The organism is Microbispora sp. CL1-1 (assembly GCF_012034195.1).
Taxonomy (GTDB): Bacteria; Actinomycetota; Actinomycetes; order Streptosporangiales; family Streptosporangiaceae; genus Microbispora.
The window spans coordinates 40031-53333 of record NZ_JAATEK010000007.1 but is presented as its reverse complement, the minus strand read 5'-3'; the positions used below and the strand labels follow the sequence as shown (position 1 = coordinate 53333).

The 13303-nt window shown below is 72.5% G+C and carries 12 protein-coding genes and 1 tRNA gene; 5 read left to right on the top strand and 8 right to left on the bottom strand.

Annotated features, from left to right (window positions below):
* Positions 1 to 71: 71 nt before the first annotated feature.
* Complete coding sequence (locus HCK04_RS11120) at positions 72 to 695, top strand: TetR/AcrR family transcriptional regulator (protein ID WP_168065836.1); 624 nt, start codon at positions 72 to 74, stop codon at positions 693 to 695.
* Between the two features lie 214 nt (positions 696 to 909).
* On the opposite strand, the gene HCK04_RS11115 is transcribed toward HCK04_RS11120, so the two are convergent.
* The 4 genes from HCK04_RS11115 to HCK04_RS11100 all read right to left on the bottom strand — a co-directional run bounded on the left by HCK04_RS11115 (position 910) and on the right by HCK04_RS11100 (position 6293).
* A complete protein-coding gene (locus tag HCK04_RS11115; RefSeq protein ID WP_142647098.1) occupies positions 910 to 3399 on the bottom strand; it encodes an FtsX-like permease family protein in 2490 nt (829 codons plus the stop codon).
* A 3-nt stretch (positions 3400 to 3402) separates the two neighbouring features.
* Positions 3403 to 4146 (bottom strand): ABC transporter ATP-binding protein, encoded by a 744-nt coding sequence (locus HCK04_RS11110; RefSeq protein WP_142647097.1) that lies wholly within the window; start codon positions 4144 to 4146, stop codon positions 3403 to 3405.
* A gap of 113 nt (positions 4147 to 4259) precedes the next feature.
* The gene (locus HCK04_RS11105; RefSeq protein ID WP_221889898.1) at positions 4260 to 4925 is read right to left on the bottom strand and encodes a response regulator transcription factor; all 666 of its coding nucleotides are present in this window, start codon (positions 4923 to 4925) and stop codon (positions 4260 to 4262) included.
* Between the two features lie 186 nt (positions 4926 to 5111).
* Complete coding sequence (locus HCK04_RS11100) at positions 5112 to 6293, bottom strand: histidine kinase (RefSeq protein ID WP_260617200.1); 1182 nt, start codon at positions 6291 to 6293, stop codon at positions 5112 to 5114.
* A 787-nt stretch (positions 6294 to 7080) separates the two neighbouring features.
* On the opposite strand from HCK04_RS11100, the gene HCK04_RS11095 reads away from it, so the two are divergent.
* A complete protein-coding gene (locus tag HCK04_RS11095) occupies positions 7081 to 7326 on the top strand; it encodes a hypothetical protein (RefSeq protein ID WP_142647095.1) in 246 nt (81 codons plus the stop codon).
* A 352-nt stretch (positions 7327 to 7678) separates the two neighbouring features.
* Here the strand turns inward: HCK04_RS11095 and HCK04_RS11090 are convergent.
* Positions 7679 to 7752 (bottom strand) — tRNA-Leu (locus HCK04_RS11090).
* A gap of 528 nt (positions 7753 to 8280) precedes the next feature.
* A complete protein-coding gene (gene bcp / locus HCK04_RS11080) occupies positions 8281 to 8748 on the bottom strand; it encodes a thioredoxin-dependent thiol peroxidase (protein WP_142647094.1) in 468 nt (155 codons plus the stop codon).
* A gap of 135 nt (positions 8749 to 8883) precedes the next feature.
* On the opposite strand from bcp, the gene HCK04_RS11075 reads away from it, so the two are divergent.
* Positions 8884 to 9213: a DUF3618 domain-containing protein gene (locus HCK04_RS11075; RefSeq protein ID WP_142647093.1), complete on the top strand. Its 330-nt coding sequence runs from the start codon at positions 8884 to 8886 to the stop codon at positions 9211 to 9213.
* 121 nt (positions 9214 to 9334) lie between these two features.
* Here HCK04_RS11075 and HCK04_RS11070 read toward each other — a convergent pair whose 3' ends face one another.
* A complete protein-coding gene (locus tag HCK04_RS11070) occupies positions 9335 to 10510 on the bottom strand; it encodes an amino acid deaminase/aldolase (protein ID WP_142647092.1) in 1176 nt (391 codons plus the stop codon).
* Between the two features lie 201 nt (positions 10511 to 10711).
* Between HCK04_RS11070 and HCK04_RS11065 the strand changes: the two genes are divergently transcribed.
* Complete coding sequence (locus tag HCK04_RS11065) at positions 10712 to 11446, top strand: DUF6286 domain-containing protein (protein ID WP_142647091.1); 735 nt, start codon at positions 10712 to 10714, stop codon at positions 11444 to 11446.
* Position 11447: 1 nt separating this feature from the next.
* On the top strand, positions 11448 to 11939 hold the full coding sequence (locus HCK04_RS11060; protein WP_142647090.1) for a hypothetical protein: 492 nt from the start codon (positions 11448 to 11450) through the stop codon (positions 11937 to 11939).
* On the opposite strand, the gene HCK04_RS11055 is transcribed toward HCK04_RS11060, so the two are convergent.
* A complete protein-coding gene (locus HCK04_RS11055; RefSeq protein ID WP_142647089.1) occupies positions 11868 to 13295 on the bottom strand; it encodes a hypothetical protein in 1428 nt (475 codons plus the stop codon). The two genes, HCK04_RS11060 and HCK04_RS11055, sit on opposite strands and share 72 nt — an antisense overlap.
* Positions 13296 to 13303 lie beyond the last annotated feature (8 nt).

Genomic DNA, 13303 nt, shown 5'->3' with positions numbered 1-13303 from the left:
CTCACCTTGGCAGTACGATCGTATTGCATCACTATCACAATACGTTCGTATCGCGAAAGAGGGAGCGGGCCGTGCCGAAGCAGGTCGACCACGCGGCCCGGCGGGAGGAGATCGCCCAGGCCGCGCTGCGGCTGTGCGCGCGAGACGGCCTGGCCGGAGTGACCATAGGGCAGGTGGCACAGGAGGCCGGCGTCTCCAAAGGGCTTGTGCAGCACTACTTCGCCGGGAAGGCCGATCTGCTGCGCGCCAGCGCCCAGGTCCTGAGGGGAGAGATCGAGCGCCAGGTTCGCGATGCCGTACGGGACGCTCACGGCCCTGCGGAAACGCTGCGGTGCGTGCTGCTCGCGATCGTCGAGCTGGGCGTGACAGCCGTGGTCCCGCTGCTCGCCGGGCACGCGTTCCTGAGCATGGCCGTCGCCGACCCGGAGATCCGCGCCCTCTATCGTGCCGGCGGTGACGGCGTCCATCGCGAGATCGCCGCGCTGCTGGCGGCCGCCGGCCCGGCCCCGGACGTCGATCCCGGCGCGGAGGCCCACGCACTGCTCGGTCTCGCGCGTGGCCTCGCCGACGGCGTGCTGCTCGGGGAACTCGGCGTCGACGCCGCGGCCGCGATCGTCGACCATCACCTCGGCCGGATCCTGCCCGGGGCCCGGGCCCGCTCCGACGATCCTTCCCCGTCGCGGGTCTCCGGGTGACGACCAGCGTCGGGTGTCGGTCGTCGGTCGTCGGGCATCGTGTGGCCGGAGACGGCGTGCGTGCCCGGCCCCGCCGCCCGGGTCACCCGCTCGCCCGGGTCACCCGCTCGCCCGGGTCACCCGCTCGCGCGGGCGGCCCGGGTCACCGCCGTACCGGCCCGGGCGACCGCTGTTCCGGTCCGGACGGCACTGGTGAGCGGCGGGGGAGCGGTGGTCAGGAGGCGGCCAGCGCTCCGACGACCGAGGCCCGGGCGGCACGGCGGGCGGGCAGCAGCGCGGCGAGCACTCCGGCCAGGCCGGAGGCGGCGATGAAGAGCAGGATCTGCCCGATCGGCAGCTCGAAGGAGACGTCCGTCGTGAACGCCGTCGTCGCCGCCCAGCCGTACGCGGTGCCGAGCACGACGCCGACGATCGCACCGACCAGGCCGAGGACCAGCGCCTCGACCGAGAGCATGCCCCGTAGCTGCGGCCGGGTCAGGCCGAGGGCGCGCAGCAGTGCGGACTCGCGGGTGCGTTCGTGGACCGAGAGCGACAGCGTGTTCGCGATGCCGAGCAGGGAGATCACGATCGCCAGGGCGAGCAGCCCGGTGACGACCATGAGGATCGAGTCGAGCGCCTCGTCGAACTGGCCGCGGATCTCGGTGGTGCTGCCGACCTTGACCGCCGGGTAGGCCGCCGTCGCGGCGTCCACGATCGTGCGCGCCCGTTGGGGGTCCACCCCGTCCGCGGTGTTCACCAGGACCTGCGCGTCGTCCACCCTGCCGAAGTGCCGCTCGAAACTCTGCTCGGCCATGGTGATCGACGGCAGCATCGACACGTCGGACTTCAGCACCGCCACGATCTTGAGCGGGGTGCTCTTTCCCTTCGACGTGACCGTCACGGTGTCACCGACCTTTGCGCCGAGATCCCGGGCCACGTCGTCGGCCACCGCGACGTCGCCCACGCCGAAGCCGTCCATGGTGCCGGACGACGCCTCCGGCTTGATGGCGGTGCCGATGGACGACTGGGTGACCGTGCCCACCTTGTAGTCGTGGCCGTTCACCTTGGCCTTCTCCCCGCGGAACTCGGTCACCGTGGCCAGGTCGCGGTTCGCGCGCAGCGTGTCGGCGATCGAGCGGGGGATCGTGCCCGTCTGCGAGGACAGGATGTAGTCGGCGGGGAACTGCTGGTCGAGCCGGCCGCTCACGGTGGTCCGCATCGTGGAGGTCAGGACCGCCATGAACGTCATCAGCGTCACGCCGACCGTCAGGGCCACCGTCGTGGTCGCCGCCCGCTTGGGGTTGCGCCGCGCGTTGTCCACGGCGAGCCGTCCCGGCACGCCGAACAGCCGCGCCGGCACCCAGCCGGCCAGCCCGCTCAGCGGCCGTACGATCACCGGGCCGAGGATGAGCACCGCGAAGAACACGAGCACGCCGCCCGCCATGACCGTCAGCAGTGCCGCCTGGCTCGGCTCCTGCAGCACGCCCGCCACGGTGAGGCCGACCCCGGCCAGCACGAACAGGGCGGAGGCGACCATCCGGACGACCCCGGTGCGGAAGGTGTGCTCCTCGACCTGCGTGCGCAGCGCCGCGACGGGCGGCACGCGGGTGGCCTGGCGCGCCGGGAGCAGGGCGGCGGCCATCGTCATGACGGTGCCGGTGCACATGCCGACGACGATCGTCTGCGGGGACAGGCTCACGGTGCCCGTGGGGATGTCCGTCCCGACGGCCCGCAGCACGGCGACCGCGGCGGCCCCGAGGCCGAGGCCCGTCAGCAGGCCGAGCACCGACGACACCAGGCCGACCACGGCCGACTCCAGCACGATCGAGCCGAAGACCTGCCGCTTGGTCGCGCCGATGCAGCGCAGCAGCGCCATCTCGCGCATCCGCTGCGCGACCAGGATGCTGAAGGTGTTGTAGATGACGAGCGCGGCGACGAGCAGCGCGACCGCGCCGAACAGCAACAGGCCCAGCCGGAAGGAGGACGTGTCCACATGGTTGCGCTGGGCCACCTCGTCGGCGCGTTCCCGCCCGGTGACGACCTTCGCCTCGCCCGTCGCCGCCGCGACGGCCGTACGCAGGCTCTCCTGCGAGGGGCCCGAGGAGAGGACGTCGATCTCGGTGAAGCCCTTGGCGCCGGTGACGCGCCGAGCCGTGCCGGGGGTGAACGCGACCGCGCCCCGGTAGGCGAGCTCCTGGTCGAGGCCCACGTCGAAGACGCCGACGAGGCGGAACTCCTGCCGCTTGCCGGCATGGTCGAGCACCGCGATGGTGGCCCCGGGCGTGAACCCCTGCGTCTTGGCGGTGTTCTCGTCGAGCACCGCCTCGTCGGCGGCAGAGGGGGCCCTGCCGGAGGTGATCTTGATGCGGCTCGCCGGGATCGACACCCCGGCCGTGGGGTAGTCCCCCACGACCTTGCCGTCCTTGCCGATGAGCGGCACGTCCCCGGACACCATGGGCTGCGCGTCCTTGACGCCCGGCACCGCCTTGATCGCCGCGAGCGCGCTCTCCGGCAGGTTCTCGTCTGGCCCGGCGCCGTCCTTGGGCGTCACCACCACGTCCACCTTGTCGGCGTCCGCGGCGAACGACTGGGCGAACCCGGCGTCGATGGTGTCGGTGAGCACGAACGTGCCCGCGATGAAGCCGACCCCGAGCACGATCGCCAGAGAGGTGAGCACCAGGCGCAGGCGGTGCGCCAGGAGCCCGGCGAGGGTGGTCCGGAACACGGCTCAGGCCTCCAGCGCCATCAGCGTGTCGAGCACGGCCTGCGGCGTCGGCCGATCGACCTCGCTCACCAGCAACCCGTCACGCAGGAAGACCACCCGGTCGGCGTACGACGCCGCCACCGGGTCATGGGTCACCATCACGATCGTCTGCCCGAGTTCGCGTACGGACCTGCGCAGGAACGCCAGCACCTCGGCGCCGCTGCGTGAGTCGAGATTGCCGGTCGGCTCGTCGGCGAAGATCACCTGAGGCTTGCTGATGAGCGCCCGCGCCACGGCGACGCGCTGCTGCTGGCCGCCCGACAGCTCGTTCGGCTTGTGCCTGAGCCGGTCACGCAGGCCGACCGTCTCGATCACGCGGTCGAACAACGCCTGGTCGGCCTGACGGCCCGCGATCTCCAGGGGCAGCCGGATGTTCTGCTCGGCCGTCAGCGTCGGCAGCAGGTTGAACGCCTGGAAGATGAACCCCACACGCTCGCGCCGCAGGAGCGTGAGCTGCTTGTCGTTCAGACCGGTGATCTCGACGTCGCCGATGCTCACCCGCCCGTCCGTCACGGTGTCCAATCCGGCCAGGCAGTGCATCAGGGTGGATTTGCCGGAGCCGGACGGCCCCATGATCGCGGTGAACGCCTCCGCGGCGAAGGCGACGTCGATGCCGCGCAGCGCGTGCACCGCCGCGTCGCCCTCGCCGTACACCTTTGTCAGTCCACGCGCGACGACCGCGGTGCGGACCTGGGTTGTCGTAGTCATGCCGCCACGCTATGGCCGTGATCAGGGCGTTTCCTCGGCCTCGCGGACGTTCTCGGCGTGCGGCCCCGGTACGGGCCCGCTGGGACGTGTGCGACTGGTGAGGTAGTCCGGCCTCAGCCCCGCGGATGATCGGGGGACACTACGCCCGTCTCGTACGCGTAGACGACCACCTGGGCCCGGTCGCGCAACCCCAGCTTGGCGAGGATGCGGCCGAGATGGGTCTTCACCGTCGCCTCCGCGAGATGCAGCCGCGCCGCGATCTCGGAGTTCGACAGGCCGCGGGCCACGTGGACCATCACCTCACGCTCCCGCGCCGTCAGCACGCCCGAGTCCTCCCGCCGCGCGTCCCCCTCCGGCAGGAGCACGGCGAAGCGGTCGAGCAGACGGCGGGTCGTGCTCGGCGCGACCACCGCGTCGCCGGAGTGGACCGACCGGATCGCGCTGATCAGCTCGGCCGGCGGCACGTCCTTCAGCAGGAACCCCGCCGCACCCGCCTTGATCGCGGCGAACGCGTACTCGTCGAGGTCGAACGTCGTGAGGATCAGCACCTTGGGGCCGTCGGGCGCCGCGCAGATCACGCGGGCCGCCTCCACGCCGTCCATCCGCGGCATGCGGACGTCCATGAGGACCACGTCGGCCTCGACGGCGCGCAGCGCCTCGACGGCCGCCAAGCCGTCCGCCGCCTCGCCCACGACCTCGATGTCCGGCTGCGCCCCGAGGACCATCCGGAACCCGGTCCGCACCAGCTCCTGGTCGTCCACCAGCATGACGCGTATCACTGCCGCTCCGTTCCGCTCGTCATCGCCGCGATCCCCGCAACCGTACGCGGCCGGGAGACGGCCGGGTCACCACGGTCCGGGACCTGCCGTTCATCACGGGTTGGGGCCGGCCGGCCGCTTCGGCCGGGGGACCGCCGGGCGTCCCGGCCGGGGGCCGGCTGGGCGTTGGGCCGGGAGCCGGCCGGGTCACGCGGCCACCCCGACGGGAATGCGGGCGACCACCCGGAACCCGCCGCCCATGCGCGGGGCGGCCTCGACGCTGCCGCCGTACATCGCCGCCCTCTCCCGCATGCCGATCAGCCCGTGCCCGCCGACCATGCGCGGTGCGGCCGCGCCCCTGCCGTCGTCGCTGATCCTCAGCTCGATCTCACGCCTGCCGTACGTCACCTCGACCCAGGCCCGAGTGCCCGGGCCGCCGTGCTTGAGCGCGTTCGTCAGCGCCTCCTGCACGATCCGGTAGACGGCGAGCTGCTCGCCCTCCGGCAGGCTCCGCGCGGTGCCGGACACGGTGAACTCGGTCGGCAACCCCGAGGCCCTGACCTGCTCGATCAGGTCGCCGAGCTGGGCGACGCCGGGCTGCGGAGCGTACTCCTCCGCCGGGCTGCCGGCGTCGTGCCGCAGCACGCCCACCAGCCTGCGCATCTCGGCGAGCGCCTGCCGCCCGGTCGCCGAGATCGCCTGCATCGCGCGCCGGGCCTGCTCGGGGTCGCTGTCGATGGCGTATCCCGCGCCGTCGGCCTGGACGACCATCACGCTGACGTTGTGGGCGACCACGTCGTGCAGTTCGCGGGCGATGCGGGCGCGCTCGGCCGCGGCGGCGATGCGCGCCTGCTGGTCGCGCTCCCGCTCGGCCCGCTCGGCACGTTCGACCAGGCTCTCCACATAGCGGCGGCGCGTGTTGGTGTAGATCCCGGCGAGCCAGACGGCGACGATGAACGCCGAAGACGAGACCCATGCCCGCCCGGCCTCGAGAGACCAGCGCAGCATCGCCAGCAGCAGCCCGAACTCGGCGACCGCACCGGCGGCCAGCGCCCACAGGAGTGTGGAGCGCGCGACGACGTTGTACAGCGCGACGAGCACCGCGATGTTGGCGGGCAGGACGATGACGCCGAGCAGCCACTGGACGAAGCTGACGGCGGAGACCACCGCGAAGACCTCACGGGGATGGTCGCGGCGCCACGTCAGCGGAACGATGAGCGCGGCCGACAACAGCAGCAGCCAGGGCACGCCGACCTCACGTGCCCCCATAGCGCTGGCCCGGCTGAACACTTCGACGGTGATCAGGCTCAACAGCGCCAGCGGGGAGACCGTGAGCGAGTCCACGAGCTTGCTGTGGCGCCGGGTCCAGGCGCGCAGTCTGCCGAACACGTACCCAACCATATGTATCGGCTGCTCAGGAGGGTCTCACCCTTGCGGCGGATCCGGTGGTACGACTCAGGTCGCAGCCGCCTGCCGCGTTTACGCCGTTCTTACGGATCTCGGCGCATTCTTGTCCTCGGGAGCGCTTCTGTGAAGCGGGTCAAGGGAGATTTGGATGGCGGATCAGGACGCGGGGTCGCGCGGCGCAGGGGACGAGCCGCGCGGCCCGCGCCCGGAGCCGGAGACGGGGCCGGCCCGGCCGAGTGAGCCGACCACGACCAGCGGACCGGCCGGACCCGCCGGGCCGACCGCGCCTCTGCCACCTGGGAACACTCCCACGACGCCCTGGACCAGCCCGGCCGGCTCGCCCGGAGGCGCGGGGCCGGGATCGCCACGGACCGGGAACACGCCCGGAGGTGCGGGGCCAGGCTCACCTGGGATCGGCCTGGGAAACACGCCCGGAGGCGGGGCAGGCGCGTCCGGCACCAGTCCGGGAAACGTCGGGCCGGGACCGGCGTGGACCGGCCCGGGGAACGTGGGGCCGGGATCGCCTTGGACCGGGCCTGGGGGCAGGCCCGGCGCGACGGGACCGTACGCGACCTGGGCAGGCTCCGCAGCCCCTGGTGGCCCCGGGCAGGGAGGCGTCGGCGCGCCCCCGACCGGCAGCGGGTATGCCTTCGGCCCCGGCGGCGCGGGATGGAACGCCCCGGGCTGGCACGACCCGCGGCCGCGGGTCGCCTCGGCCCCGCGGCCCGGCATCGGCACGCGCCTGGCGGCCCGGCTGCCCCGCGGACACGTGGGGCAACTCGTCGCCGTCGGCGTCGCGTCGGCGATCGTCGGAGCGCTCCTCGGCGGTGGCGTCGTCGCCATCACCGGCATGATCTGGGACCGGTCGCACGCGGGGACGACCTGGATCGGCGGAGACGACCGGCAGCGGTTCTTCCCCCGCGGCTTCGGCCAGGACGTGCCGCAGGGCCAGAACGGCCTGCCTCCCTGGTGCAGGCAGACCGACGCCGGAGTGCGCTGCCAGGCGCCCGGCTGAGAGCTCGCGTTTCGTCTTCCCGATAGGCGCGTGCCGGCGGAGGGGCCGGCGCGCGCCTACGGGTCTTCCCCGCATCGGCGCCGTCGGTATCGAACTTCCATGGCGGTTGCCGGAGAGCCCGTGGTCGGCGCCGTAACCTCTTGCCGCGCCTGCGCGCATCCCCATCACGGCCACTCCCGCTCACTCTGAGCGCGGAGCAGCGCGATCGCCGTGTGCCGCCGCGAACCGATCGAGGAAGTCGAGGTCGTCCGCCGTGACCATCACGGCCATTCTCGCGGGCGCTCTCCGCCGGTCGAAATAATCGCCGCCTTCGACGGTATTCGGCGTGCCGCTGTTTTCATTTGATTTGTTGTGGGGCCGGCGGGATTCGAACCCGCACTGTACGGCACCTAAAGCCGCGGTCTCCTGCCGTTGGACTACGGCCCCTTTTCCTCTTCCCTTTCCTGCGAAGTTCTCCGTCTGAGAATGGCAGTTCGGGCAGAGAAATCTCAGATTGTCTTTTCTGTTGTCCAGCCAGTTTCCGTTGATGTGGTCGATGTGCAATGTCAACGGCCGGCCTTGCCAAGTGCCGCCTATCTTACAGTCTGCGCAGCGGTAGGGAACTCCCACTTCGCGAAGCGCCCGGCGAAGCTTCGTCGGCTTCTCGCGGGTGGCACCCGGGTGGTTCAGGGCCAGCACCTGCGCCGGAAGGCTCCGCCGTGGTGACGCCTGCCCCCGCCTGTGGGCCTGGCCGAGGAAGTGGGATGTGTCGATGCCGAAGTGCTTGAGGCGGCGGCTGATGTGGGCGTGGGCGCCGCCCGACCAGGGGATGCCGAGATAGCGCAGCACGTCGGCGATGCTGGTCGCGCCGGCCGCCGCGTCGGCGAGCAGCTCGGGGGTGTATTTGTACTTCGCCATGCCCCGGAATTTATCGGCCGCGACCGACAATTCCGGGAGTGTGGCGAAAGGGATATCTCAGGAAATTCCCAGCTCTTTGGTGAGTCGGGCGACATGGCCGGTGGCCTTCACGTTGTAGAGGGCCTTCTCGACCTTTCCGTCCGGGTCGATGATGAAAGTGGAGCGGATGACGCCCATCACCGTCTTGCCGTAGTTCGTCTTCTCGCCGTACGCGCCGTACGCCTTGTGCACGTCGAGGCCGGTGTCGGACAGCAGCGGGAAGGTGAGCGCGTCACGCTCACGGAACTGCCGCAGCTTGGCGGGCTTGTCCTTGGAGACGCCCAGCACCACGTAGCCCTGCTCGGTCAGCGCGCCGAGGTTGTCGCGGAAGTCGCAGGCCTGCTTGGTGCATCCGGGGGTCATCGCCGCCGGGAAGAAGTAGAGGATGACCCGCTTGCCGCGGAACGACTCCAGCGAGACCTCGTTTTCGTCGGCGTCGGTCAGGGTGAAGTCCGGCGCGGGGTCGCCGGGCTGGAGCTTGCTCATCACGTCCTCCGGAAAAAGGTGACCCGCGGCGATCGGCGGGCAAGCGTCAACCAAACTACCGGCTCAGCCGCTGTGCGGGGCGACCGCCGGACCTGGCAGACTGATCACACACGAATACCACAGGAGGGGGATCGCATGGCGGACACCGATCCCGATGCGCTGGAACGGAAGATCGAGCGCACGCGGGCGGAACTCGCTCGCACGGTCGACGCCATCGCGGACCGGGTGAGCCCGAAGCGGGTCGCGGGGCGCGGCGTCGCGAAGGCGAAGGCCAACGCGCGCGACTTCGTCACGTCGATGGGGGACATGGTCCTGGGGCCGCGCACGTACGCCCCGGCCGACGGCGAGGGCGAGGAGCCCGCGGAGTACGAGGCGCCCGACATCGCTCCGGTGCTGATCGGGATCGGCGTGGTCGTCGTCGTGGGCGCGGCCATCGTGCTGCTGCGCCGCCGCCGATCTCGCTGAAACGCCGCTGGGCCGCCGGCCCACGGCGGACCGCTGAGACGCCGCGTGGCCACGCCGCCGTGACGGGTTCACGGCGGCGTTCGCGTTCCCCGGCCGTGTCCGGAACCATCGAGACCGGCGGTCAGAGGAAGGTTTTGCCCTCGCCGCGATAGGTCGGGACCTCCTCGGTCACCCGATCGCCCTCGACCAGGTGCAGACCGGCGAAGCGTTCGCACAGCTCCCCGGCCTTCGCGTGGCGGAACCAGACGCGGTCGCCCAGACGGAGGTCGGCGGCGGCCTCGCCCAGTAGCGGCGTCTGCACCTCACCCGCCCCCTCGTCCGGGTGATAGCGAAGCCCCGCCGGCAGGTACGGCTGGGGCAGCCGGGTGGGCCCGGGGGACCCGGAGGCGGGGTAGCCCCCGCCGAGCACGGTCGCGACGTCCGGAGCCGGCTTGCGCACGACCGGCAGGGCGAACAGCGCCGCCGGACGGCCGGTGAAGCCCCGATAGAAGTCGAACAGCCGGGGATGGAAGAACCCCGAGCCCGCCGCGACCTCGGTGATCGCCCGCTCGGCGGCGGTCTTCTCGATGCTTCCCGTCCCGCCGCCGTTGACGAACTCCAGGTCGGTGACCTGGCGTACGGCCTGCACGATCCGGCCGCGCCGCACGACCAGCTCGCGGCGCGACCGCTCCTGCATCCACCGCACCGCGCGGCCGTACGGCCCCGGAACGTCGTCGCCCACCCCGGCGATCTGGGCCTCGTACGCCATGAGCCCGGTCAGCCGCACCCCGGGGCGCTTGACGATGTGCGCGGCGATCTCGGCGGCCTGCTCGGGCTCGCGGATCGGCGACCGCAGCGCGCCCGCACGGAACGCGCCGCCGAAGGCCACGAACCCGGCGTCGATGTCCAGGCACACCCGGATCCGGTGGGGGAGGCGCAGGCTCTCGATGAGGTCGAGGTGCTCGGGCGAGTCGATCACGACGGTGATCTCCCGCGCGGCGATTTCGTCCGTCCCCAGGGCGCGCAGCGCGGTCCTGTCGGCCGTGGGATAGGCCACGAGCACGTCCCGCAGGCCGGTGGAGACCAGCCACAGCGCCTCGGGCAGCGTGAAGGCCATGATGCCCGAGACGCCGTCCATGCCCAGGATGCGTTCGAGCACGGCCCGGCAGCGGATCGACTTGCTGGCCACCCGGATCGGCTTGCCCCGGGCGCGGCGCACCATGGAGGCCGCGTTCGACCGGAGCGCGTCCATGTCGAGGACCGCGAAGGGCGGCTCAAGGTGGGCCGTCGCCTGGTCGAGGCGCTGTCGGTCGTCCATGGGCGCAGCCTAATACGGCACCGCCGGGAAATACATGAGCGCCGTTCACGTTAACCGTGCCCGGGCAAAATCTCCGCCGTGGAGCGTTCATGATCGCGCAAGGCCGCGGGTGACCCGCCCGTCCCGCCGGTGCTCCGTGTACCCATGGTGAGGTGACTACCGGGCGGGCCCGGCACGGTGAGCGGGAAGGGTGAACGGCTGATGAGCGTCGTGCAGGGAATCCTGGCGGGTTCGTCGGCGAGGAGCGCCGACGGCGACGCCGAAGGCTCCGACGACGCCGGACAAGGCTTCGGATACGGCTTCGGATACGGCTCCGGAGGCGCCGAGAGCGCGGGCGGCGGCGACGGCGACGGCGTCAGGGGCGCGGGAAGCGACACCGGCGGCGGACGCGCCGCGGCGGGCCGGAGCGCCACGCGCCTCCTCCTGCCGGGCCGGACCCCGGCCGCCGTCGTGGTCGCCACCGTGATCGCCCTGCTCGGCTGGGTGTGCACCGCCGTGGTCGTCGCCGTCATGCTCGGCATGTCCCTCGACTGGCGGCTGCCGCCCCGGCTGATGAACCTCACGACGTCGGACCCCGCCGTTCCCGCCGCCGGGGCCGGCATGATCGTCTGCGGTCTGGGGCTGGTGGCCCTCGCGCTCGTTCCCGGCCGTCCCCGGCTCATGCCCCTGGCCTGCTCGGACCCGCTGCTCGCGATGGGCCTGACCCGCTCCGGGCTGCGCCGTACGCTCGCCGCCTCGGCCCGCGAGGTCGAGCACGTACGGCGGGCCGACGTCCACATCCTCCGCAGGCGGATCGAGGTCGCCGTGGTGGCCGACGCCGACACGACCGGCGCCCTGCTCCGCGAGGTCGGCGCGGCGGTCGGCGACCGGCTGTCGGGCCTCGGCGTCCGGTCCCGCCACGAGGTGGTCGTACGGCTGCGCAGGAGAGGGGGCTGACATGCGTCCGCGATGGGGGAACCGCATCGGGCTCCTGCTGGTGGGCGTCGCGCTCGTCGCGGGAGGCTTCGGCCTGCTGACCGCCGTACGCCGGCGGCCCGGCGTGACCCTGATCGACGCGAGCGTGGCCGACGGGAGCGTCGTCGACGGGAAGCCGTGGGCGCTGCCCCTGGTGGCCGGGGCGGCGATGGTGCTCGCCCTGGTCGCGACCCGCTGGCTCTTCATGGCGCTCGGCTGGGGCCGGGTCGGCACCCGCACCGGCGCCGGCATCGCCATGCTCGGCGTGGCGTTGAAGGGGATCGACGGGATCGGCCGCATCTCGGTCAGGCTCGTGCGCGACGGCAGGGTGCGGGTGACGGTGTCGCTCCGGCGGTCGGCCGACCTGCGGCAGGTGATCAGGCGGCTGGACGAGTCGGCGGTCTCACGCGTTCGCCGCGCGGTCGGCCGCGACGACGCGCTTGCGGTCGTTCGCCTGCACGTCCGCCGCCGCTGACCGGCCCTGCCTGCGCCACGGCGCGGGCGTCGCGCCCGTGCCGATGGCAAGCCCGGCGGCCAGGCAGGCGAGCGGCACGACCGGCACCACATAGCGGTGGTCGAAGGCGGCGATCAGGGGCGGCAGCAGGAGCAGGGCCGCCGCCGCGGTCCAGGGCAGCAGCGCCGTCCACCGCCGGGCGACCAGCCCGGCGAGCCCGGCCAGCAGGATCACCGCCAGCAGCGGCCCCCGCAGGAAGCCCTGCTCCTGATAGGCGCGCAGCAGGCCCGCGAACGGCTCCACTACCTTGGTGTCCCCGGAGCTTCCCTGGTAGGCGGTGGTCAGCTCGCCCGCCGTACGGCCGGCGGAGGCCACCTTGGACGTGAACGGCTTCACCGAGGCGGGGAAGACGTACGCGCTCTGCGGCCCGGGGGAGGGGTAGACCTTCCGGTCCCATTCGAACGCCCACATGGCGTCGTGCAGCCCGGTCATGAGGAAGTCGAGGGGCTGGCTGCGGATCGCCAGCGAGGCGAACTCGCTCGCCAGCCGGTCCTTGTCCTTCTTCACCCGCTGGATGGGCGAGTCGGCGTCCCAGATGTAGGCGGGCGCGGCCAGCCGGGGCCCCGACGGGCACAGCACCGCCAGCTCCTTCGGCGGCTCCATCACCGAGCAGTCGGCGAAGGTCATCGTGCGCGACCACAGCCACGTGCTGTTGCCGCCCAGCCCGTACGACCCGTGGGTGTCGTGGAACCAGACGGCATAGCCGCCGAGCACGGCGGACGCGGCGGCGAGCCCGGCGAGCGCGGCCTTCCATCGTCCGGCGAGCACCACCGGCAGCAGCGCCAGCGCGATCAGGGGCAGCCCGAGGGTGCGGGTGACCGTGGCGAACCCGAGCAGCAGCAGCGCCGCGACGACGGCCCACCCGCCCGGGCGGGGACGCCACAGCAGGATCGTCACGGCGGCCACGACCAGCGCGGTGAACGGCAGGTCCGCCATGACGAGGTGTTCGAGCTGGATCTGGTGGACGTCGAGAAGCACCGGCGCCGCCGCCAGCGCCGCGCCCCAGCCGGGCAGCCGGGTGCGGCGGCGCAGCAGCGCGTACACGCACACGGCCATGCCGAGACCGAGCAGATGCTGGACGATCACGACGGCGGTGACGCTGCCCAGCGGGCTCAGCGCCGCCAGGAACAGCGAGTAGCCGGACGGCCGTGAGGGCAGCGGCCGCAGGTCGAGCGCCGAGCTGAGGTAAGCGAAGGAGTCGGCCCAGAACCACAGCGCGGGCCGGTAGCCGAGCACGGCGAGCGCGCGCAGTGCGACGCCCGCCGCCAGCACGACCAGGAACGCCCGATGCGGGCGCAGCGCCTCGCGCCACCTCACGTGACGGC